This is a genomic window from Microbacterium sp. CCNWLW41 (assembly GCF_037083505.1).
Genome location: NZ_JBAOJP010000011.1, coordinates 43,653 through 66,196 on the forward strand (window position 1 = coordinate 43,653; position 22,544 = coordinate 66,196).

Annotated in this window: 20 protein-coding genes and 1 riboswitch; of the genes, 6 read left to right on the forward strand and 14 right to left on the reverse strand. The window is 71.2% G+C overall.

Features of this window, described 5'->3' with window-relative positions; genetic code table 11:
• Positions 1–2 precede the first annotated feature (2 nt).
• Positions 3–1,439, reverse strand: coding sequence for a helix-turn-helix domain-containing protein (locus V6R91_RS30130; RefSeq protein WP_336398377.1), 1,437 nt, complete (start codon positions 1,437–1,439; stop codon positions 3–5).
• A gap of 136 nt (positions 1,440–1,575) precedes the next feature.
• Between V6R91_RS30130 and V6R91_RS30135 the strand changes: the two genes are divergently transcribed.
• Positions 1,576–3,456: a phosphoenolpyruvate carboxykinase (GTP) gene (locus tag V6R91_RS30135; RefSeq protein WP_336398378.1), complete on the forward strand. Its 1,881-nt coding sequence runs from the start codon at positions 1,576–1,578 to the stop codon at positions 3,454–3,456.
• A 69-nt stretch (positions 3,457–3,525) separates the two neighbouring features.
• On the opposite strand, the gene V6R91_RS30140 is transcribed toward V6R91_RS30135, so the two are convergent.
• The gene (locus V6R91_RS30140) at positions 3,526–5,538 is read right to left on the reverse strand and encodes an ABC transporter ATP-binding protein (RefSeq protein ID WP_336398379.1); all 2,013 of its coding nucleotides are present in this window, start codon (positions 5,536–5,538) and stop codon (positions 3,526–3,528) included.
• A 26-nt stretch (positions 5,539–5,564) separates the two neighbouring features.
• Entirely contained in the window at positions 5,565–5,780 is a 216-nt protein-coding gene (locus V6R91_RS30145; RefSeq protein WP_336398380.1) for an AsnC family protein, read from the reverse strand.
• 222 nt (positions 5,781–6,002) lie between these two features.
• Between V6R91_RS30145 and V6R91_RS30150 the strand changes: the two genes are divergently transcribed.
• Genes V6R91_RS30150 through V6R91_RS30160 form a run of 3 tightly spaced genes read left to right on the forward strand, consistent with a single transcriptional unit; the run spans position 6,003 to position 8,661 of the window.
• On the forward strand, positions 6,003–6,944 hold the full coding sequence (locus V6R91_RS30150) for an ABC transporter ATP-binding protein (protein ID WP_336398381.1): 942 nt from the start codon (positions 6,003–6,005) through the stop codon (positions 6,942–6,944).
• Positions 6,941–7,822 (forward strand): ABC transporter permease, encoded by an 882-nt coding sequence (locus V6R91_RS30155; protein WP_336398382.1) that lies wholly within the window; start codon positions 6,941–6,943, stop codon positions 7,820–7,822. Before V6R91_RS30150 ends, V6R91_RS30155 begins: the two co-directional genes overlap by 4 nt.
• The gene (locus V6R91_RS30160; protein ID WP_336398383.1) at positions 7,819–8,661 is read left to right on the forward strand and encodes an ABC transporter permease; all 843 of its coding nucleotides are present in this window, start codon (positions 7,819–7,821) and stop codon (positions 8,659–8,661) included. Before V6R91_RS30155 ends, V6R91_RS30160 begins: the two co-directional genes overlap by 4 nt.
• A gap of 65 nt (positions 8,662–8,726) precedes the next feature.
• Here V6R91_RS30160 and V6R91_RS30165 read toward each other — a convergent pair whose 3' ends face one another.
• The 7 genes from V6R91_RS30165 to V6R91_RS30195 all read right to left on the reverse strand — a co-directional run bounded on the left by V6R91_RS30165 (position 8,727) and on the right by V6R91_RS30195 (position 15,571).
• On the reverse strand, positions 8,727–10,205 hold the full coding sequence (locus V6R91_RS30165; protein WP_336398384.1) for an MFS transporter: 1,479 nt from the start codon (positions 10,203–10,205) through the stop codon (positions 8,727–8,729).
• 199 nt (positions 10,206–10,404) lie between these two features.
• On the reverse strand, positions 10,405–10,758 hold the full coding sequence (locus V6R91_RS30170) for a Fe-S protein (protein WP_336398385.1): 354 nt from the start codon (positions 10,756–10,758) through the stop codon (positions 10,405–10,407).
• Positions 10,759–10,831: 73 nt separating this feature from the next.
• Entirely contained in the window at positions 10,832–11,314 is a 483-nt protein-coding gene (gene ribH, locus V6R91_RS30175) for a 6,7-dimethyl-8-ribityllumazine synthase (RefSeq protein ID WP_336398386.1), read from the reverse strand.
• On the reverse strand, positions 11,311–12,585 hold the full coding sequence (gene ribA / locus V6R91_RS30180; RefSeq protein WP_336398387.1) for a GTP cyclohydrolase II: 1,275 nt from the start codon (positions 12,583–12,585) through the stop codon (positions 11,311–11,313). Before ribA ends, ribH begins: the two co-directional genes overlap by 4 nt.
• The gene (locus V6R91_RS30185) at positions 12,582–13,253 is read right to left on the reverse strand and encodes a riboflavin synthase (RefSeq protein ID WP_336398388.1); all 672 of its coding nucleotides are present in this window, start codon (positions 13,251–13,253) and stop codon (positions 12,582–12,584) included. Before V6R91_RS30185 ends, ribA begins: the two co-directional genes overlap by 4 nt.
• Entirely contained in the window at positions 13,253–14,290 is a 1,038-nt protein-coding gene (ribD, locus tag V6R91_RS30190) for a bifunctional diaminohydroxyphosphoribosylaminopyrimidine deaminase/5-amino-6-(5-phosphoribosylamino)uracil reductase RibD (protein WP_336398389.1), read from the reverse strand. The genes V6R91_RS30185 and ribD overlap by 1 nt, the downstream gene beginning before the upstream one ends.
• 68 nt (positions 14,291–14,358) lie before the next feature.
• A riboswitch (FMN riboswitch) is annotated at positions 14,359–14,520 on the reverse strand.
• Positions 14,521–14,611: 91 nt separating this feature from the next.
• Positions 14,612–15,571: a sugar-binding transcriptional regulator gene (locus V6R91_RS30195; RefSeq protein WP_336398390.1), complete on the reverse strand. Its 960-nt coding sequence runs from the start codon at positions 15,569–15,571 to the stop codon at positions 14,612–14,614.
• 88 nt (positions 15,572–15,659) lie between these two features.
• Between V6R91_RS30195 and V6R91_RS30200 the strand changes: the two genes are divergently transcribed.
• Positions 15,660–17,384, forward strand: a complete 1,725-nt coding sequence (locus V6R91_RS30200) for a glycerol-3-phosphate dehydrogenase/oxidase (RefSeq protein WP_336398391.1) — start codon at positions 15,660–15,662, stop codon at positions 17,382–17,384.
• Between the two features lie 65 nt (positions 17,385–17,449).
• Positions 17,450–19,000, forward strand: coding sequence for a glycerol kinase GlpK (gene glpK, locus V6R91_RS30205; RefSeq protein WP_336398392.1), 1,551 nt, complete (start codon positions 17,450–17,452; stop codon positions 18,998–19,000).
• A 39-nt stretch (positions 19,001–19,039) separates the two neighbouring features.
• Here the strand turns inward: glpK and V6R91_RS30210 are convergent, their stop codons facing one another.
• From V6R91_RS30210 to V6R91_RS30225, 4 genes are all read right to left on the reverse strand, one after another.
• Positions 19,040–19,900, reverse strand: a complete 861-nt coding sequence (locus V6R91_RS30210) for an Fpg/Nei family DNA glycosylase (protein WP_336398393.1) — start codon at positions 19,898–19,900, stop codon at positions 19,040–19,042.
• A gap of 75 nt (positions 19,901–19,975) precedes the next feature.
• A complete protein-coding gene (locus V6R91_RS30215; protein WP_336398394.1) occupies positions 19,976–20,542 on the reverse strand; it encodes a GNAT family N-acetyltransferase in 567 nt (188 codons plus the stop codon).
• Positions 20,543–20,593: 51 nt separating this feature from the next.
• Positions 20,594–21,601, reverse strand: coding sequence for a tryptophan--tRNA ligase (trpS, locus tag V6R91_RS30220; RefSeq protein WP_336398395.1), 1,008 nt, complete (start codon positions 21,599–21,601; stop codon positions 20,594–20,596).
• Between the two features lie 70 nt (positions 21,602–21,671).
• On the reverse strand, positions 21,672–22,538 hold the full coding sequence (locus V6R91_RS30225; RefSeq protein ID WP_336398396.1) for an exodeoxyribonuclease III: 867 nt from the start codon (positions 22,536–22,538) through the stop codon (positions 21,672–21,674).
• Between the last annotated feature and the right edge of the window lie 6 nt (positions 22,539–22,544).

Below are 22,544 nucleotides of genomic sequence, written 5' to 3' on the forward strand. Positions count from 1 at the left end.
GCTCAGGCGTGGCGGTCGAGGAAGTCGTAGACCTCGTTGTCGTCGACGCCGGGGAAGGTGCCGCGGGGGAGCGGCGAGAACATCTGCATGTGCACGCGCGCGCTCGGCCAGGCCTTCCCCGACCAGCGCTCGAGCACGTCGGGTGCCGCCCGGCGGCAGCAGGACTCGTCGGGGCACGTCGACGTGGCGCGCTTCTGGGTCTCGCGTCCGCGGAACCAGCGGGCGTCGTCGAAGGGCACACCGACGGTGATCGAGAACTCGCCCGCCGAGGTGGTGCCGGTCTGCGTCGAGCACCAGTACGTGCCGGCCGGAGTGTCGGTGTACTGGTAGTGCTCCGTCGTGCGGTTCTGCTCCGAGAACGCGGCGCGCGCCGAGAACTTGCGGCAGGCGATCTGGCCGTCCACCGCGCCGGTGACGTCCATCGGCAGGGGGAGGTCGTCGTTCTCGTAGACGCGCGAGATCGCCCCCGAGCCGTCGACGCGCAGGAAGTGCAGCTTGATGCCGAGGTGGTGGGTCGCGAGGTTGGTCAGGCGCATGCCCGCGGCCTCGTGCGTCACGCCGAAGGCGTCGCGGAAGTCCTCCACCGCGAGGTTGCGGTCCTTCTTGGCCTGCTGGAGGAACGCCACCGACGCCGTCTCGGGCATGAGGCAGCACGCGGCGTAGTAGTTGATCTCCAGTCGCTGCTGCAGGAAGTCGGCGTAGTCGGTGGGGCGCTCGTGCCCGAGCAGGCGGTGGGCCATCGCCTGCAGCGCCATCGAGCGCAGGCCGTGGCCGCCGGGGATCGAGGCGGGCGGCAGGTAGATGCGGCCGTGCTCGAGGTCGGTCACCGAGCGGGTCGAGTGGGGCAGGTCGTTGACGTAGATCAGCTCGAATCCGAGCTTCTCCGCCATGATGCTCACGGTGCGGTGGGTCAGCGCGCCGGTCGTGTGGCCCGCGGCCTTCAGCTGCTTCTCGGCGAGCTTCTCGATCTCGGGGAGGTAGTTGTCGCGCTCGCGCATCATGAGCCGCAGCTCGGTGTTCGCGCGGCGGGCCTCCTCGGGCGTCGCGATCGCCTCCTTCTCGCGGCGCTGCAGCTCGCGGTGCAGCCCGAGGATCGACTCGATCGTCTCGTCGCTCATACCCTTGGACACCTTGACGGGGGCGATCCCCAGCTGGCGGAAGACGGAGCTCGACTGCGCCCGGTGGAGCTCGATCTCGAGGGCCGCGCGCCGGTTGGGAGGCTCGGCCGACAGCAGGTCGGCGACCTCGACGCCGGTCGACGACGCGATCGCCTGCAGCAGCGAGAGCTTCGGCTCGCGCTTGCCGTTCTCGATGAGGCTCAGCTGGCTGCCGGCGACGCCGACGAGGGCGCCGAGCTCGTCCAGCGTGTAGCCGTGGGCGAGGCGCTGATGACGGATGCGGTGACCCAGGGTCGAGAGTTCGAGCGCGGTGGCGGGCATTCTTTGATGCTAGCGAAAGAATCAAGACTCTTGACGCCATGTTGCGTGGGAAAACAAGCTCAAGGGCATCCAAAGTAGAGGAAGAGCACGAATCTGAATCGTCTATCCGACGGTCGAATCAACGAGGAGCGACACTATGGCCCTTGCCGACATCTTCACCCGGACCGAAGGCTCCACCCCCGCCCGTCCTGCCGCGAACCGGTCGTACGGCGCGGTGCCCACCGTCCAGGGTGAGGGCATGGCCGCCCTCACGCAGTGGGTCGACGAGATCGCCGCGCTGACGAAGCCGGCCCGCATCCACTGGGTGGACGGCTCGCGCGCCGAGAACGACGCGCTGCTGCGCGAGATGGTCGACGAAGGCAAGCTCATCAAGCTCAACCCCGAGTGGCGGCCGGGTTCGTACCTCGCCCGCTCGCACCCCAGCGACGTCGCCCGCACCGAGGCGCGCACCTTCATCGCCTCCGAGCGCGAGCAGGACGCGGGGCCGACGAACAACTGGGCCGCGCCCGACGAGATCCGGGCCACCATCACCCCGCTGTTCGAGGGCTCGATGGCCGGCCGCACGATGTACGTCGTGCCGTTCTCGATGGGGCCGGTCGGCGGGCCGCTGTCGCACATCGGCGTGCAGGTGACCGACAGCGCCTACGCCGTCACCTCGATCGGCATCATGACGCGCGTGGGCACCGAGGTGCTGCGCGAGATCGCCGGCGGTGCGCCGTGGGTCAAGACCGTGCACTCGGTGGGGGCCCCGCTGCAGCCTGGTCAGCAGGACGTCGCGTGGCCGTGCAACGACGAGAAGTACATCGTGCACTTCCCCGACACCCTCGAGGTGTGGTCGTTCGGCTCGGGCTACGGCGGCAACGCGATCCTGGCCAAGAAGTGCTTCGCGCTGCGCATCGCCTCGGTGATCGGCCGCGACGAGGGCTGGCTCGCAGAGCACATGCTGCTCATCCGCGTGATCGACCCGGCCGGCCGCGCCTACCACCTCGCGGCCGCGTTCCCCTCGGCGTGCGGCAAGACGAACCTCGCGATGCTGCGGCCGACCATCCCCGGCTGGCGCGTCGAGACCCTCGGTGACGACATCGCGTGGCTCCGCCCCGGCGAGGACGGGCGCCTGTGGGCGATCAATCCCGAGGCCGGCTTCTTCGGCGTCGCCCCGGGCACCGGCGAGTCCACCAACGTCACGGCCGTCGAGACGCTGTGGGGCAACACGATCTTCACCAACGTCGCGCTGCGCCCCGACGGCGACGTGTGGTGGGAGGGCCTCACCGACGAGCCGCCGGCGGAGCTCACCGACTGGGAGGGCAACCCGTGGACCCCGGCATCCGGTCGTCCCGCCGCGCACCCGAACTCGCGCTTCACCGTCGCCGCTGCCCAGTGCCCGCAGATCGCCGACGACTGGGACGCCCCGCAGGGCGTGCCGCTGGACGCGATCCTGTTCGGCGGGCGCCGGGCGACGAACGTGCCGCTCGTCGTGGAGGCCACCGACTGGACCCACGGCGTCTTCATGGGCTCGAACATCTCGTCCGAGCGCACCGCCGCCGCCGAGGGCACGGTCGGCGAGCTGCGCCGCGACCCGTTCGCGATGCTGCCCTTCTGCGGGTACAACATGGCCGACTACTTCGGGCACTGGCTCAAGGTCGGGCAGAAGCTGCGCTTCGACCGCGCCCCGCGCGTGTTCCAGGTGAACTGGTTCCGCAAGGGCGCCGACGGCCGCTTCCTGTGGCCGGGCTTCGGCGACAACTCGCGCGTCATCGACTGGATCATCCGGCGCATCGAGGGCGAGGTCGGCGCGATCGACAGCCCGATCGGACGCCTCCCGCGCAACGAGGACCTCGACCTCGACGGCATCGAGGTGTCGCAGGCCGACCTCGACGAGCTGTTCGCCATCGACCGCGACCTGTGGCTGCACGAGGCCGACCTCACCGAGGAGTTCTACCGCACCTTCGACGGCCGCGTGCCCGCCTCCCTCTGGGCCGAGCTCGCCGCCCTGCGGTACCGGCTCCAGCGCGCCTGACGCGCCCCCGACCGGCGCCCGGCCCCTCTTCTTCGCAGAGGGTCCGGGCGCCTCATCACGGGCGCCGCGTCAGACGAGCAGCTGGTGCTTGGCGAGATCGCGGTAGAGCGGCGTCGTCTGCACGAGCTCGGAGTGCGTGCCCTGCCCGACGACCTGGCCGTGATCCATGACGACGATGTGATCGCTGTCGACGACGGTCGACAGGCGGTGCGCGATCACGATGAGCGTGCGGCCGGCCGCGACGGCGTCGATCGCCTCGCGCATCCGCTGCTCATTCAGCCCGTCGAGCGACGACGTCGACTCGTCGAGCAGCAGGATCGGGGGAGCGGCCAGCAGCGCCCGGGCGATCGCCAGGCGCTGGCGCTCGCCGCCCGAGAGCATGACGCCCGACTCGCCCACGGGCGCGTCGACGCCGAGCGGGTTGCGGTCGAGCACCTCGCCGAGATTCACGGCGCGCAGCACGGCCTCGCATTCGGAATCGGATGCCTCGGGCGAGGCCAGCCGAAGGTTGTCGCCGATCGTCCCGGCCAGGGTCGGGGCGTCCTGTTCGACGTAGCCGAGCTGCGCGCGCAGCTCGACGCGGTCGAGCGTGCGCACGTCCGTGCCGTCGAGCAGGATCGCGCCGCCGGTGGGGTCGTAGAAGCGCTCGATGAGCGCGAGGGTCGTGCTCTTGCCCGCACCCGAAGGGCCGACGAGCGCGACGCGCGCGCCGCGCGGGACCGAGAACGACACCCCCCGCAGCACCTCGGCATCGCCCGAGACGGATGCAGCGGCACCCGTCCGTCCGTCCGTGCTGCCGGAGACGGACTCGTCGCCGAGCGCGATCGCCGAGGTGTCGACGTGAGCGCTCTCGAGCACCGCCCGCGCCTCGGACTCGGCCTTGCGGCGCGCCTCGACGACGTTCTCGGGGTAGCGGAACCGCACGTCGCGGAACTCGATGGCCGGCGCTTCGGCACGCTCAGCGACCGGGTCCGGTCCCTGAGCCTGTCGGAGGGCCCGTGCCGCGATGGCGGCGTCGTCCTGCGACTCGGTGGGAAGGTCGAGCACCTCCTGGATGCGGCCGAGGGCGCCGAGCGCCTGGCTCACCGACGTGATGGCGCCGAAGAACGAGCCCAGCGGTGCGATCAGCATGAACAGGAACATGATGAACGTCACGAGGCTCGCGATCGACAGCGCGCCGGTCGCGACGCGGAAGCCGCCGAGGCCGATGACCACCAGAAGCGACACCTGCAGTGCGACGCTGGCGATGGGCACCACCAGCGCCGACACCTTCGCGATGCGCACGCCGACGGTGTAGGCATCCGTCGCCTGCGCGGTGACCGCGTCGATCTCACGCGCGGTCGCGCCGGACGCGCGGACGGTGCGGATCGATCCGACGGCGCGCTCGACGCCCGACGCGAGCGCGCCGACCTTCTCCTGCTGCTCGGTCGAGGCGGTGCGGATGCGGCCGCTCAGTGCGGTGACGCCGAGCACCGAGATGCCGATCACGACCACGATGATCGCGAGCAGCACCGGGTCGATGATCGCCATGGCGACGAGCGCGCCGACGAACAGCAGCGCGTTGCCGATCGAGTCTGCGAGCCCCTGCGTGAGCGCTGAGTAGAGGAGTGTCGTGTCGCTGCCGACGCGCGAGACGAGGTCGCCGGTGCGGCGCGCGTCGAACTCGCTGACGGGCAGGTGCAGGATGCGCGCGATGAGCCGGCGGCGGCTCGAGTAGACGACGGCCGTGCCCGTGCGCTGCAGCAGGTAGTGCTGCCACCCCGAGATGAGCGAGGCCAGGAGGACGAAGCCGACGAGCGCCCAGACCAGCAGGCCCAGGTCGAGCCCCTCCTGCACGCGCGTGATGACCTGGCCGACCAGAAGCGGCTGCACAAGGGACGCGGCGGCGCTCAGGATGCTGAGCACCACCACGACGGCGAGGGTGCGCTTGTGCTCGAAGAGGTAGGGGAGCAGCTGCCCGAACGAGGCACGGGGGCCGTCGTCCTGCTTGCCGCGGCGCGAGCGGCCGCGCGGCGCGCGAGGGGAGGGGGACGCCGTGGGCGGTGCGACGGCGGGGGCTTCGTCGAGTTCGGCGGAGGGCATGGGTGTACCTCGTTCGTGAAAAGGGCTTACCTTCGACCGTACTTCTTGTGGACGGCCTGTCGGCTCACGCCCAGGGCGCTCGCGATCGCCTGCCACGAGAAGCCGAGGTTGCGGGCCTTGCGCACCTGCACCTCTTCGGCGCGGGCGAGCTCGCGGCGCACCTCGGCGAGGCGGTGCAGCTCGGCCAGGGGTTCGCGCGCGCCGGCCGCCCCGATCAGGGTGCTCAGGTCGTCGCCGCTCATCGTGCGCCTCTCGTGCGGGCCGCCCATCGGTCGATGAGCTGTCGGATCACGGATGCCGCAGGCCGCGGCATCCGTCGTCAACCATAGTTGACACGCCGCGGCGCCGTCAACTCGCGTTGACGCTGCAGCCGCCAACTCGACCGAGGAAGGGTGCGGGCAGGGGAGCGCCGTGGGCGCATGACGGCGCTGGGCGGTGTCGGAGCGGGGCGTTAGGGTGGTCCGGTGCCCGCCCCCGTGATCGAAGCTGCGAACCTCGTCAAGGCCTACAAGGTCAAGGGCAAGCCCGACTTCCTCGCCGTCGACGGCCTCTCGTTCGAGGTCGCGCCCGGCGAGTCGTTCGGCCTGCTCGGCCCGAACGGCGCGGGCAAGTCGACGACGATGAAGATGATCGGCGCCGTCTCGACCCGCACCGCCGGCGACCTCGAGATCCTCGGGCTCGACCCCGACCGCTACGGGCCGGAGATCCGCTCGCGCCTCGGCGTCGTGCCCCAGCAGGACAACCTCGACGGCGAGCTCAACGCGCGCGAGAACCTCTACATCTACGGCCGCTACTTCGGCCTGCCCGGCCGGGTGTGCGCCGAGAAGGCCGACGAGCTGCTGGCCTTCGCCGCGCTGGAAGACAAGGCCAAGTCGAAGGTCGACCAGCTCTCGGGCGGGATGAAGCGACGGCTGACGATCGCCCGCGGCCTCATCAACGACCCGCGCATCCTGCTCCTCGACGAGCCGACCACGGGCCTGGACCCGCAGGCGCGGCACGTGCTGTGGGACCGGCTGTTCCGCCTCAAGGAGCGCGGCACGACGCTCGTGCTGACGACGCACTACATGGACGAGGCCGAGCAGCTGTGCGACCGCCTCATCGTCGTGGACAAGGGCCGCATCATGGCCGAGGGCACGCCGGCGTCACTCATCCGCGACCACTCCAGCCGCGAGGTGCTCGAGGTGCGGTTCGGCTCCGACCGCAACGAGCAGGTCGCGCCGCTGCTCGAAGGTATCGGCGACCGCGTCGAGGTGCTGCCCGACCGCGTGCTCGTCTACGCGCGCAACGGCGAAGAGGCCCTCGAGGCCGTCACGCACCGCGGTCTCCGCCCGATCACGAGCCTCGTGCGCCGCTCGAGCCTCGAGGACGTCTTCCTGCGCCTGACCGGAAGGTCGCTGATCGAATGACCGCGCGACCCGAAGACGCCGGCGCCGCCGCGACGACCGCGGCGCCGTCGCTCGACGAGCTGCGTGCCGAGGCGCTGCAGTGGGGGCGCAAGCCCCGCATGTTCGGCACCTGGTACGTCACCGAGCACATGGTGCGTGCCATGCGCGCCTACGGCTGGACGATCATCGTCGGCGCGCTGGGCCAGCCGATCCTCTACCTCCTGGGGCTGGCGGTGGGGCTCGCGGCGCTCATCGACGCGCCGATCGTCGAGAACGGCGTGGAGGTGTCGTACCTCGTGTTCGTCGCCCCCGCCCTTCTCATGACCGCCGCGATCTCGGTCGCGTCCGAGGAGTTCTCCTACCCGGTGATGGCCGGCTTCAAGTGGCGGCGCTACTTCTTCGGCTTCAGCGCCTCGGCGCTCTCCCCCGGTCAGATCGCCGGCGGTGTGGTCGCCGGCGCCTCTGCGCGCATCATCTTCGTCGTCGTCGCCTACTACGCCTTCCTCTGGATCTTCGGCGCCGTGCCCGACCCGGCGACCGGCTGGCTCACCATCCCCATCGGCCTGCTCGCGGGGCTCGCGTTCGGGATCCCGTACATGGCGTACGCCGCCTCGATCACGGAGGACAAAGGGCAGATCGCGCTGGTCCAGCGCTTCATCTTCATGCCCATGTTCCTGTTCTCGGGCACGTTCTATCCGCTGGCCACGCTTCCGCTGTGGCTGCAGTGGATCGGATGGGTCTCGCCCCTCTGGCACGCCACCGAGCTCGGCCGCATCGTCACCTACGGCAAACCCGCCGAACCCTTCATGATCGTCGTGCACGTCGGCTACCTGCTCGTGCTGTCCATCGGCGGCTACCTCGTCGGCAGGCGTCTGTTCGGCAGGAGGCTGGCCGAATGACCGCCGTCCGACAGTCCTCCGGACCGGAGGAGACGCAGGCGCAGGTCCGCCGCGGCGGCGTGCGGGCGCTGTGGGCAGGCAACCCGCAGGCCGTGGTGCAGCGCGGGCTCCTCGCCGCCCGCTCGTCGAGCTGGGCCGTCGTGCTCTCGGGCTTCTTCGAGCCCGTGTTCTACCTCGCCTCGATGGGCATCGGGCTCGGTGCCCTCATCGGCGATGTCCAGACCTCCAGCGGCGTCGAGGTGCCCTACGCGGCCTTCATCGCCCCGGCGCTCCTGGCGGTGTCGGCGATGAACGGCGCCATCTACGACTCGACGTGGAACGTCTTCTTCAAGCTCAACTACGGCAAGCTCTACGAGGGGATGCTGGCGACCTCCATGGGGCCGCTCGACGTGGCGCTCGGCGAGATCCTCTACGCGCTGCTGCGCGGCCTGCTCTACGCCACCGGCTTCATGGTGATCATGCAGCTGCTCGGGCTGAATCTGGCCTGGACCGCGATCCTCGCGCTGCCGGCGGTGCTGCTCATCGCCTTCGGTTTCGCCAGCCTCGGCATGGCGGTCACCAGCTACATGAAGACCTTCCAGCAGATGGACTGGATCAACTTCGTGCTGCTGCCGATGTTCCTCTTCTCGGCGACGCTGTACCCCATCACCATCTACCCCGAGTGGATCCAGGGCATCATCATGGCCTTCCCGCTGTGGCACGGTGTCGAGCTGGTCCGCGGCCTCACCACCGGCATCCTCACGCCCGACATGTGGTGGCACGTCCTGTACTACGTCGTCATGATCGCCGTGGGCCTGGTCTTCACCACGAAGCGGCTGCGCGCGCTGTTCCTGGACTGAGGTCACAGACGACGGATGCCCCGACCCGGCCGGGTCGGGGCATCCGCTCGTCCGGCGCGATATCGCTAGAGCGAACCGGTCGCACCGACGCCCAGGTCGGCGTCGTAGTCGACGTCCTTCGTCTCGGGCGCGAGGAGCAGCGCGATGAACGTCAGCACCGCCATCGCCGACAGGTACACCCCGACCAGCACGGGGCTGCCGCCGGCGGACGCCCACAGCCAGACCGCGACGATCGGCGCGAGGGCCGCCCCGAGGATCGACGACACGTTGTACGAGATGGCCGATCCCGAGTACCGGACGTTGGTCGGGAACAGCTCCGGCAGCACGGCGCCCATCGGCCCGAACGTGGAGCCCATCAGCATGAACCCGAAGACGAGGAACGCCTGCGTGAGGGCTCCGGTGAACTTCGGGTCGGCCTGCGGGAGCAGGAAGATGTTGAAGGTGAGGCCGAACACGATGATCAGACCCGTCACCCACAGCAGCAGGCGGCGGCGGCCGATCGCGTCGGCGATCGGACCGGACAGCAGCGTGAAGATGCCGAAGAACACCACGCCGATGATCTGCATCAGCACGAAGTCGGTGTAGCCGAAGCCCAGACCCGGGTAGAACTGCGCCGCGAAGGCGTCGGCGTCGAACGGGTTGCCCGCGGCCTCGGCGGCCGCCTGCGCGGCGGCCGATGCCGTCTCGAGGTCCGCCGCCTTCGTGCCGTACGAGAGGGTGAAGTTCGTCATCAGGTAGAACAGCACGTACGTCGCCAGCATGATGAACGTACCGAGGATCAGGTGCCACCAGTGGTGACGCAGGACCGTCGCCAGCGGGAACTTGCGGATCGCGCCCTTGGCCTCCGCCTTGACGAAGGTGTCGGACTCGACGAGGCGCAGGCGCACCCACAGGCCGATGATCACCATGACCGCCGAGAACAGGAACGGCACGCGCCATCCCCACGCGAGGAAGTCGTCCGAGCGCTGTCCTGCGCCGTCCGGGTGCGGGAGCAGGTAGTTGATCGCGAGGAACACCGAGTTGGCGATGATGAAGCCCAGCGGGGCACCCAGCTGCGGGAACGTGCCGTACCAGGCGCGCTTGCCCTTCGGGGCGTTCTCGGTCGCGACGAGCGCCGCGCCAGACCACTCGCCGCCGAGCGCGAAGCCCTGGGCGAGGCGGAGCACCAGCAGCAGCACGGCCGCCCACACGCCGATCTCGTTGAAGGTCGGGAGGCATCCGATCAGGAAGGTCGCGATGCCCATCGTGAGGAGCGAGGCGACGAGGGTCGCCTTGCGCCCGAAGCGGTCGCCGAAGTGGCCGAACACCACCGCGCCGAGCGGCCGGGCGATCATGGCGGCGCCGAACACGCTGAACGAGAGCAGGAGCGACGTGGTGTCGTTGCCGGTGGGGAAGAAGAGGATGGGGAAGACCAGGACGGCGGCGGTCGCGTAGACGTAGAAGTCGTAGAACTCGATCGTCGTGCCGACGAGGCTCGCGGTGATGACGCGGGAACGGGGATTGGCGGGGGCCGCGGGCGTGGCGGCGGACGTGCGGGAAGTCATTGTCACCTGGGGGAGTGCGGAGCGAAGCATCCGGGTCGGATGCGGCGGTGGGCGTCCGCACGGCGCAGGGTGATGCGTCAGGCGGCACTGCACTGGATCACCGTGAGCACGGGCGGGGTCGCCCGGCACGAGGATCGAGTCTACCCCCGGCTGCGGATGCCGCGACGCGGGGTCGCGGCATCCGCTCGTTCCCGCTGGATCAGCGCCAGAGCACCGCGATCGCGGCGTTGGCGAAGGTGAGGATGCCGATCGACCAGAAGATCGCCGGCGGCACCGAGCCGGACTTGCGCTGGCGGCCGGCGCCGATGCCCAGCAGCGCGCCGATGATCAGGAGGATGACCAGCTTCACGCCGATCTTGGCGTAATCGAGGTCGTACTCGATGCCCCAGGGGGCGGCGAGGATGAGGCCGGCGACACCCGCGATGCCGAGACCCCAGTGCATGAGACGCGTGATGTGGTGCTTCCCGTTGACCAGTTCGACGACCCAGGCTCCGAAGAGGATGGCGAAGCCGACGAGGTGGACGAGCACGACGACGTGGCGGAGGATTTCCATGCCATCAGCCTACCTGAAGGTTGCCTCGCCTCCAGGGCCGATCGCGGGGCGCGGCGCGGCCCGCGCCACCCGGTCACCGAGCCTGTCGGAGCTCCCGCAGCACGAGCGCGGTGCGCAGCGCGGCGTCCGCCGCCTCGTACCCCTTGTCCTCCTTCGACCCCTCGAGTCCGGCGCGGTCGATGCCCTGCGCCTCGTCGTCGAGCGTGAGCACACCGAAGCCCACCGGCTTGCCGGTGTCCAGCGCCACGCGCGTGAGGCCGTCGGTGGCCGCGTTCGAGACGAAGTCGAAGTGAGGCGTGCCACCGCGGATGATCACCCCGAGCGCGACCGCCGCATCGGCGCCGGCGTCCAGCGCCGCCTTCGCGACGACCGGCAGCTCGAACGAGCCCGGTACGCGGACGAGGCGCCAGGAGGCGCCCGACGCCTCGAGGGCGCGCTCGGCGCCGGCGATGAGGCCGTCGGTGATCGTGTCGTGCCACGTGCCGGCGACGACGACCACGTCCAGGCCCGCGCCGTCGATCCGGTCGGTGGCCTGGGGAGCGCCCTTGCCGCTCATCGCTCTGCTCCTTCGTGCATCTGGGCCAGCGCGTCGGCGAGATCCGCCTCGGCGATGATGTGGCCCATGCGGTCGCGCTTGGTCGCGAGGTACTGGTGGTTGTTCGGGCCGACGCCCACGAGGAGCGGAACCTGCTCGACGATGTCGAGTCCGAGGGCTCGCAGCTGCGCCACCTTGTCGGTGTTGTTGGTCAGCAGGCGCACCTTCTCGATGCCGAGGTCGGTGAGGATCCCCGCCGCCGCCGCGTAGTCGCGCGCATCGGCCGGGAGGCCGAGCGCCAGGTTCGCATCGACGGTGTCGAGTCCGCGCTCCTGCAGCGAGTACGCGCGCAGCTTGTTGATGAGCCCGATGCCGCGCCCCTCGTGGCCGCGCATGTAGATGACGACCCCGCCGTCCTGCTCGATGGCGTCCAGCGCCGCATCGAGCTGGGGGCCGCACTCGCACTTGAGCGACCCGAAGGCCTCGCCGGTCAGGCACTCGGAGTGCACGCGCACCAGCGGCGCGTCGGAGAGCTCGCCCGAGACGACCGCGATGTGGTCGGTGCCGGTGACGCGGTCCTTGTACGCGAGGAAGCGGAAGTCGCCGTGCGAGGTGGGCACGCGCGCCTCGGCGCGCAGGCTCACGCGGCGCTTGTGCGCGCCGTGGGTCGCCGGGTCGCACGGCGCGGTCTCGTCGAGGTGGGCGATGAGCTGCTCGATCGTGATCACCGGGATGTCGTGCTCGGCGCCGAGCTCTTGGAGACCCGGCAGTCGCATCATGCTGCCGTCGTCGGCCACGACCTCGCCGATGACGCCGACCGGCGTGAGCTCGGCGAGGCGCATGAGCTCCACCGCGGCCTCGGTGTGGCCGGCCCGCTCGCGGACGCCGCCGTCGACGGCGCGCAGGGGCAGGATGTGGCCGGGACGGATGAGGCTGGCAGGCGTCGACTCGGGGTCGGCGAGCACGTTGAGCGTGTGTGCGCGGTCGGATGCGCTGATGCCCGTCGACGAGCGGTCGGCCGCGTCGACGCTGACGGTGTACGCGGTGCCGCGGGCGTCCTCGTTGACCTCCACCATCGGGGGGAGGTCGAGACGGTCGGCCCAGTCGGCGGGCATCGGGGCGCACAGGAAGCCGCTGGTCCAGCGGACGGTCCAGGCGACCCACTCGGGCGTCGCGAGCTGTGCCGACAGCACGACGTCGCCCTCGTTCTCGCGGTTCTCATCGTCGGCGACGATGACCGGCCGGCCGGCGCGCAGCGCCGCCAGGGCCTCGGGGATCGTGGAAAGGCTCATGCGGAGCCTCCTTCCGTGGGTGCGGACGTCGCCGCGGAGACTGCTGAGGCGGCCGGGGCCGTGGAGGCGAAGGAGAGGAGGCGCTGCACGTGCCGCGCCAGGATGTCGGTCTCGAGGTTGACGCGGTCGCCCGGGACCCGGGCGCCGAGGGTCGTCGCGGCGAGGGTCTCGGGAATGAGCGAGACCTCGAACCAGCCGTCGCCGGGGGAGGCGGGGCTGGCGGCGCTGACCGTGAGCGAGACGCCGTCGACGGCGATCGAGCCCTTGTCGACGACAAGGGGCGCGAGCGGTGCCGGCAGCGAGATGCGCAGCACCTGCCACTGCGCGCCGGGGCGCACCTCGAGCACCTCGCCGGTGCCGTCGATGTGACCCTGCACGATGTGCCCGCCCAGTCGTCCGTGCGCAGCCGTGGCGCGCTCGAGGTTCACGCGGCGTCCCGCTGCGACCCCGGCGAGGGTCGACATGTCCAGGGTCTGCTTCATCACGTCCGCGGTGAACCAGTCCGCGCCCTGGTCGACGACGGTGAGGCACACGCCGCTGACCGAGATCGAGTCGCCGTGCGCGGCATCCGACACCGCCTTCGGGGCGGTGACCGTCACGCGCACGCCGTCGCCCGACGGCTCGACGGCGGCGATCTCGCCGATCTCCTCGACGATTCCGGTGAACATCACTCGTCTCCTTCCGACGACGGGCGGGCGACGATGAGCAGATCATCGCCGAGGGGGGTGACGGATGCCACGGCCAGGCGTCGCGCCTCGGTGATCGTGGTCACGCCGATGTCCTGGAGCGCGAGGCGGTCGCCGCCGAGCAGCACGGGGGCGACGTACACGAGGAGCTCGTCGGCGAGCCCGTCGCGAAGGAAGGAGGCGGCGACGGAGGGCCCGCCCTCGACGAACACGCGCTGCACGCCGCGACGGCGGAGGTCTTCGAGCAGCGCCGGGAGGCCGCCGGACGCGGGGTCGCCGGGGAACTGCAGGAATGCGTGCGGGTGCCGGCGCAGCGCCGCGGTCTCGGGCACCGCGCGGGCGCCCACGACGACGGGGACAGGCTGTTGCGACAGGAGCGAGCCGTCCTCGGCACGCGCGGTGAGGGCCGGGTCGTCGGCGAGGACCGTGCCGGTGCCGGCCACGATGGCGTCCGCCTGCGCCCGGCGCACGTGGACGTCGGCGCGCGCCACCGGTCCGGTGATCCACTGGCTGGTGCCGTCGGATGCCGCAGCCCGCCCGTCGAGGCTCTGGGCCCACTTCACCGTCACGTGCGGGCGACCGAGGCGCTGCACCGTGAGCCACGCGTCGAGCAGCGCGGCCGCCTCCGGCGCGAACAGGCCGGACTCGACGTCCACGCCGGCAGCGCGGAGCCGGTCGGCGCCGCCGGAGGAGTGGTCGCCGGGGTCGGCGACGGCGTACACCACGCGGGCGACCCCGGCGGCGATGAGCGCCTGGGCGCACGGGCCGGTGCGTCCGGTGTGGTTGCAGGGTTCGAGGGTGACGACGGCGGTCGCACCGCGGGCTGCGCCCGGCGCCAGCTGCGACAGGGCATCGACCTCGGCGTGCGGCGTCCCGGCGCCGCGGTGCCAGCCCTCGGCGAGGATCTCGCCGTCGGGCGAGAGCAGCACGGCACCGACCTGCGGGTTCACGCCCCGCGGGCCGCGCACGGCGAGCTCCAGCGCGCGACGCATCGCGTCGTGTTCCGCTGCGCTTGCCATCCGGCCCCTCGTCTCGTCGTCGTCTACGACGCTCCGGGGCACGGGAAGCCGCGGCGCGCAGGGCGCCGCTCGTGCTGCCTCCCATCCGGACTAGCGACGGATACCCGTCGCATCACCGTCGGTTCCGGAGTTCCACCGGATCGGCCGTGGCGGCATCCGATCGGATGCTGATGCCTCGGCTCGCGGACTGTCACCGCCGGTTCGGATTCTCACCGACCCCGGAGCACGTTGATGCTCACGAGTGTAGTCAACGCGGCATCCGTTCATTCATTCCATGTCTTCGCATGTACTTCGTCGCGAGGCGGGCGCGGCATGCGGCCGTCACTCCAGCAGCGCGCGCGCGGTGGCCTCGTCCACGACCAGGTCGGTGGCGATGCGCGCGGCCAGCGCCCCGCGCAGGCTCGCGAGCTTCGAGACGCCCGAGACGATGCACAGGCGCCGGGGGATCCGCCGCAGCAGGTCGAGGCTCGGGCCCGTCGCGCGGGCGTTGAGCGTGATGCCGTCGCTCGAGCCGTCGGCGCGGTAGAAGACCGTCGCGACGTCGCCGACCACGCCCTCGTCGGCGAGCTCGTCGAGCTCGCCCGCCTCGAGGTAGCCGCCGCTGTACACGTGGCTGGGCACCTGCGAGCCCGCCGAGCCGGTGCTGAAGACGACGAGGTCCATCGACGTCTGCATGTCGAGGATCCGGCGGGTGCTGCGCTCCCGCCACATCGCCCGCTTCGTCGCCGGGTCGTCGAAGAATGCCGGCACCGGGAACTGCTGCGCGCTGCCGTCGTACGCCGCGGCGAAGCGGCTGAGGATCTCGCTGGCGTACAGGAGGCCGGTCGTGTGCGTGTTGCCCGAGCCGTTGAGCTGCACGAACGTCGCGCCGTGGACCGGCTTGGGCACCAGATGCCGGCTCACCGCGGCGGTCGTCGACCCCCACGCGACACCCACCGTCATGTCGTCCTGGACGAGGTCGGCGACGATGTGGGCGGCGGCGATCGCGACGCGCTGGAGGCGGTCGACCTCGGTGGCGTCCTCGGGCACCGGAACGACGTCGGCCGCGATGCCGAACCGTTCGGCCAGGCGCTCCTCGAGCCCCTCGGGGGCGGCGAAGGGAGACCGGATGCGGATGTCGACGATGCCCGCGGCGCGCGCATGGGTGAGCAGGCGCGACACCGTCGAACGCGACGTGCCGAGCTCGCGGGCGATCGCCTCCATCGTGCGGTCCTGCACGTAATACAGGTGCGCGGCGGTGAGGGCCCGCTGCACCGTCCGGGCGTCGCCGATCTGCTCCATCGTGCCATTCTGCACGTATGTGCATATGGCCTGCAAGGACGTCCAGAGGTGTCATCATGGTCACCAGCGACACGAAAGGGGGCCGGCGATGACGGCGGGTTCGGAGCGAGGATTCGAGGCACTTTCGGCGCGTCCGTATGCCGACGTGCTGATCATCGGGGGCGGCATCAACGGCCTCGCCACCTTCCGCGACCTCGCCATCCAGGGCGTGGACGTCGCGCTCGTCGAGAAGGACGACTTCGTCAGCGGCGCCTCCGCGGCCTCGTCCCACATGATCCACGGCGGCATCCGCTACCTCGAGAACGGCGAGTTCCGTCTCGTGCACGAGGCGGTCACCGAGCGCAACGCGCTGCTCAAGACCGCACCGCACTACGTGCGCCCGCTGCAGACGACCATCCCGATCTTCTCCACCTTCTCCGGCGTCCTCTCCGCTCCGCTGCGCTTCCTCCGCCACGGCGGCGGAAAGCACCGGGAGCGCGGCGCCGCGCTCATCAAGATCGGGCTGGTCATCTACGACTCCTTCTCCCGTGGCGGAGGTCTGTTCGGGCGCGGCACCGTGCCGCGCCACACGTTCCACGGCCGCAAGCGCTCGCTCGCGCAGCTCCCTCAGCTGAACCCCGACGTGAAGTACACCGCCACCTACTGGGATGCCTCGCTCCACGACCCCGAGCGCCTGGCGATCGACGTCCTGCGCGACGGCCGCATCGCCGGCGGCGAGCGCGCGCGCGCTGCGAACCACACCGCGGCGGTGGGGGTCGACCGCGGACGGGTCGTGCTGCGCGACGCGCTGAGCGGCGAGGAGACGCGGTTCGCGGCATCCGTCGTCGTCAACGCCAGCGGACCGTGGACGGATCTGACGAACCTTGCCCTGGGCGACCCGACACGCTACATGGGCGGCACCAAGGGCTCGCACATCGTGCTCGACCACCCCGAGCTGCTCGCTGCGACGGGCGGCCGGGAGCTGTTCTTCGAGAACGAGGACGGCCGCATCGTCCTCATCTACCCCCTGAAGGGTCGCGTGCTGGTCGGCACCACCGACCTCGAGCACGAGATGGGCGACCCGGTCGTGTGCACCGAGGCCGAGGTCGACTACTTCATCGACCTCGTCGGGCAGGTGCTGCCCACCGTGCCGGTGCAGCGTTCGCAGATCGTCTACCGGTTCTCGGGCTTGCGGCCGCTGCCGGGCCACGGCGAGCTCTCGCCCGGCTTCGTCTCGCGGGACTATCGCATCGAGTCCGCCCCGCTCGTGGGAGGGGACGCCACGGTCCTGAGCCTCGTCGGCGGCAAGTGGACGACCTTCCGCGCCTCGGCCGAGGACCTCGCCGACCGCGCCCTCGAGCTGCTCGCCCAGCCCCGCCGTCGCTCCACCCGCGGCCTGCCGATCGGCGGCGGCCGGGGCTACCCCGTCACCGAGCGCGCGCGGCAGCAGTGGATCGCCTCGCACGCCGTGGACGTCCCCGCCGCGCGCGTGGCGACGCTGCTGGACCGCTACGGCACGGTCGCGGCATCCGTCGTCGAGGCCATCGCACAGGACCCGGACGACGCGCTCCTGGACCACGCGCCCTCCTACAGCTCGGGCGAGCTGCGGCACCTCGCGGCGACCGAGGACGTCGCGCACCTCGACGACCTGCTCCTGCGCCGCACGAGCATCGCCTTCACCGGCGGTGCGACGCCCGACGCGGTGGCCGAGGTCGCCGACGCCGTCGCGCCGGTGCTCGGGTGGGATGCGGACCGCGTCTCCCTCGAGATCGCCCGTGCCCTCGAGCGGGTCCACGCCGCCGACCCGACGTGGTCCCCGGCGTCGGCACGATAGCCTGACCGCACCGCGCCCGAGGGCGCCGTCGCGGGTACTGCCGCCCGCCGAGGAAGGAGACGAGGTTGCCCGACCACGTGCTGTCCATCGATCAGGGCACGACCTCGACGCGCGCGATCGTGTTCGACTCCGGCGGCGCGGTCGTCGCCGTCTCGCAGCGCGAGCACGAGCAGATCTTCCCCCGCGCGGGCTGGGTCGAGCACGATCCGGTCGAGATCTGGACGAACACCGAATGGGTGGTGGCCTCGTGCCTCTCGCGCGCCGGGATCGGCGCGTCCGAGGTCGCGGCGATCGGCGTGACCAATCAGCGCGAGACCGCCGTCGTGTGGGAGAAGCGCACCGGCCGGCCCGTGCACAACGCCCTCGTCTGGCAGGACACCCGCACGCAGCCGCGCATCGACGAGATGTCGCGCGACGGCGGGGGCGACCGATTCGCCGACACCACCGGTCTGCCGCTGGCGACCTACTTCTCGGCGTCGAAAGTGGCGTGGATCCTCGACCACGTGCCCGGCGCGCGCGCGGCCGCGGAGGCGGGCGACCTGCTGTTCGGCACGCCCGACACGTGGGTGGTGTGGAACCTCACCGGCGGCGCGCGCGGCGGCATCCACGTCACCGACGTCACCAACGCCTCGCGGACGCTCCTGATGGACCTGCGCACCCTCGACTGGTCCGACGAGCTGCTGGCGACCTGGCGCATCCCGCGGGCGATGATGCCGGCCATCCGCTCCTCATCGGAGGTCGTCGGCGAATCGCTGCTGCCGGAGGTCCTCCACGGCGCCCCGATCGCCGGGATCCTCGGCGACCAGCAGGCGGCGACCTTCGGGCAGGCGGCGTTCGACGCGGGAGAGTCGAAGAACACGTACGGCACGGGCAACTTCCTGCTCGTCAACACCGGGACCGAGATCATCCGCTCCGGCAGCGGGCTCATCACCACCGTCGGCTACCGGATCGGCGACGAGCCCGCGCGCTATGCGCTGGAGGGCTCGATCGCCGTGACCGGCTCGCTGGTCCAGTGGCTGCGCGACAACCTCGGCATCATCCAGCGCTCGGAGGAGGTCGAGACGCTCGCCTCGACCGTCGACGACAACGGCGGAGCGTACTTCGTGCCGGCGTTCTCCGGGCTTTTCGCGCCGTACTGGCGCCCCGACGCACGCGGCGCGCTCGTCGGCCTCACACGCTACGTCAACAAGGGGCACATCGCGCGGGCCGCCCTCGAGTCGACGGCCTTCCAGACCCGCGATGTCATCGAGGCGGTCGTCGCCGACACGGGACGGACGCTCGACGAGCTCCGCGTGGACGGCGGCATGACGCGCAACGACCTGCTGATGCAGTTCCAGGCCGACATCCTCGGCATCCCGGTGGTGCGCCCGAAGGTCGTCGAGACCACGGCGCTCGGCGCCGCGTACGCCGCGGGCCTGGCGACGGGGGTCTGGCGCGACCTCGACGAGCTGCGCGCCCACTGGCAGGAGGACGTCCGCTTCGAGCCGCGGATGGCGCAGGACGAGCGCGAGCGGCGATTCCGGCAGTGGCGCAAGGCCGTGTCGAAGTCGCTGGACTGGGTCGACGACGACGCCCGCGTGCTCATGGGCACCACCGAGACACCGCCGTTCGGCTGAGGCCTCGACGGGCGCCGCGGGGTCCCGGCGCGTCGGCGCCTACTTCAGCAGGCGCGAGAGGCGGCGGTCCGCGAGGATCTTGCCGCCGGTCTGGCAGGTCGGACAGTACTCGAGCGAGTTGTCGGCGAAGAACACGCTGCGCACCTCGTCGCCGCACACGGGGCAGGTCTCGCCTCGCCGGCCGTGCACCTGCATGCCGCGGCGCTTGGCGTCTTTGAGCTCGGCCGGAGGCTTGCCGGACGCCTCGGCGACGGCATCCGTCAGCGTCTGCGTCATCGCGTCGAAGAGGCGCGTGATGTCGGCGTCCGACAGCGAGGACGCGAGCGCGTACGGCGACATCTTCGCCGCGTGGAGGATCTCGTCGGAGTAGGCGTTGCCGACGCCGGCGATGATCGCCTGGTCGCGCAGCACGCCTTTGATCTGCGTGCGCCGGCCCTCGATGAGGGACGCGAACACGTCGCGCGAGAAGGACGGGTCGAGCGGGTCGGGGCCGAGCCGGGCGATGCCGGGCACGTCGGCGGGCTCGCGGACGACGTAGACGGCGAGCGACTTCTTCGTGCCCGCCTCGGTCAGGTCGAAGCCCGCGCCGTCGGCGAGCGCCACGCGCAGCGCGATCGGTGTCTTGCCGGGGCGGATCACGGTCTTAGGCAGCTCGTCGTACCAGCGCAGCCACCCCGCCTTGGCGAGGTGGAACACCAGGTGCGGGCCGGTCGTGGCGAGGTCGATGAACTTGCCGTGGCGTTCGGCCCCCGTGATCTCGGCGTCCTTCAGCGCGTCGATCGGCGGGTCGTACGTCTTCAGCGCCGCGATGTTCGCGACCGTGGCGCGCTCGATGCGCACGCCGGTGAGCCGCTCGCGGAGGAAGTCGACGAGCCCCTGAACCTCGGGCATCTCGGGCATGCGCTCATCCTGCCATGGGCCCGCGACGGCAGGGCCGGCGAACCCGCCGGGTTCGCGGCGAGCGGCGGGGGCCGGTCAGTCCGCGAGGACCGCCCAGTTCTGCGGCCCGCGGTCGTCGGACGCGAGGAGGCCGGCGATCCAGCCGTCGTCGCGCCCGTGCGCGCCCGTCAGCGCCTTGCGCAGCAGTCCCTCGTACCGGAAGCCGAGCGTGCGGGCGAGCTTGGCAGAGGCGACGTTCCCCACGACCGCCCGCCACTCGATGCGGACCAGGCCCAGACCGTCGGACGAGAACCCCCAGTCGATCACCGCCTCGGCCGCCTCGCGGAGCCGACCGCCGCCGCGAGACCAGGGCGCCATCCAGTAGCCGATCTCACCGGCTCCTCGTCCGTCGACGCGGTAGAACCCGATGGTGCCGACGAGGCGGTCGCTCTCGCGGATGATCCAGGTCAGGTGCTGGTTCGCCTCCCAGTCGCGCGGGATGCGCTCCACGAACGCCGCCGCGTGCTCCCGCTCGTACGGGACCGGCACCGGGGTGTACCGCTGGATGTCGGCATCCTGGCAGGCCGCGTGGATCAGGTCGACATCGTCCTCCCGGGGGAGCGACAGCTCGAGGCGAGGCGTGCGCAGGACGACCGGCTCCATCGGCCCAGCCTAGGGCCGGGCGCGTGGGGTTGCCCGCGGCAGGCCGGGGAGTCAGCGGGTACGGCGGAGCAGCCCCACCTTGTCGTAGACGTCGGCGAGCGTGCGGTTGGCGACTTCTTCGGCCTTGGCGGCGTTCGCGGCCAGCACGCGGTCGAGCTCTGCCGGGTCGTCGAGCATCTGCAGGGCGCGCTCGCGCACCGGACCGAACTCGTTCACCACGACCTCGGCCAGGCCCTTCTTGAAGTCGCCGTAGCCGCGGCCCGCGTACTCGTCCTCGATCGCCGGGATCTGGCGGCCCGTCAGCGCCGCGTAGATCACCAGCAGGTTCGACACGCCGGGCTTGGTCTCGCGGTCGTACCGCACCGACCCCTCGGAGTCGGTCACGGCGCGCATGATCTTCTTCGCCGAGACCGCCGGGTCGTCCAGCAGCCAGAGCACGCCGGCATCCGTCTCGGCAGACTTCGACATCTTCGCGGTCGGGTTCTGCAGGTCGTAGATGCGCGCGGTCTCCTGCTGGATGACCGGCGTCGGCACGCGGAACGTCTTGCCGAAGCGGCTGTTGAAGCGCTCGGCGAGGTCGCGCGTGAGCTCGACGTGCTGCTTCTGGTCGTCGCCGACAGGCACGATGTCGGTCTGGTAGAGCAGGATGTCGGCGGCCATCAGCACCGGGTAGGTGAAGAGCCCGACGGAGGTCGCGTCCGTGCCGTAGCGCTGCGACTTGTCTTTGAACTGCGTCATGCGGCCGGCCTCGCCGAAGCCGGTGATCGTCGACAGGATCCACGCGAGCTCGGGGTGCGCGGGCACGTGCGACTGCACGTACAGCGTCGACTTCGACGGCTCGATCCCCGCCGCGATGTACTGCGCGGCCGTGCGGCGCGTCTTCTCGCGGAGGTGCTCGGGATCCTGCGCGACGGTGATCGCGTGGAGGTCGACCACCGAGAAGAACGCGTCGTAGGACTCCTGCAGATCGCGCCACTGCATGAGGGCCCCGATGTAGTTGCCGATCTGGAGCGAGTCGGCGGAGGGCTGCATGCCGGAATAGAGACGCGACTTGGTCATCCGACAATCCTACAAAGCGGATGCCGCCGCTCCGCGCCGCCCGCGGGTGCCGGCGCGGCTCGGCGAGCGGTCAGCGGCCGATCGTGTAGTCCGCGACGACGGGGGAGTGGTCGCTCCACCGGGTGTCCCACGAGGGCGCCCGCACCACGCGATAGTCGGCGACCCGCGCCCCCAGCTCGGGCGTCGCGAGGTGGTAGTCGATCCGCCACCCGGTGTCGTTGTCGAACGCGCGTCCGCGCATCGACCACCACGTGTAGGGGCCGTCGACGTCGCCGTGGAACCGGCGGCCGACGTCGACCCAGCCGAGGCCCGGGCCGACCGACCCGTCGGCGCCCGTGACGTCGGCACCCTCGTCGCCGAAGAACCGGTCGAAGTACGCCCGCTCGCGGGGGAGGAAGCCGGCCTTCTTGACGTTGCCCTTCCAGTTGCGGATGTCGAACTCGCGGTGCCCGACGTTGAGGTCGCCCATCACGAGGGCGAGCGGCGAGGCGGCGCGCAGCTGCGGCATCCGCTTCTCCATCGCATCGAGGAAGGCCCACTTGGCGTCCTGTTTCGGCGTCTCGGCCTCTCCGGTGTGGACGTAGGCGCTGACCACGATCAGGCGCTCGCCGTCGATGTCGAAGTCGGCCTCGATCCAGCGGCCCGCGCTGTCGAGCACATCGGCGGCGTCCTCCGCCGCGGGCCCGAGCACCCGCCGCACCTCGACCGAGGGCATCCGGCTGGCCACGGCGACGCCGGCGCGGCCCTTCGCCAGCGCCTCGTCGTTGACGATCTCCCACCCGGGCAGGGCCGCGCGCAGCTCGTCCTCGGTCGCGCGCACCTCCTGCAGCGCCATCACGTCGATGTCGGCGGCGTCGAGCCACTCGAGCATGCCCTTGCGCGTCGCCGCGCGGATTCCGTTGACGTTGACAGAGGCGATGCGAACACGGCGAGACACGACGGC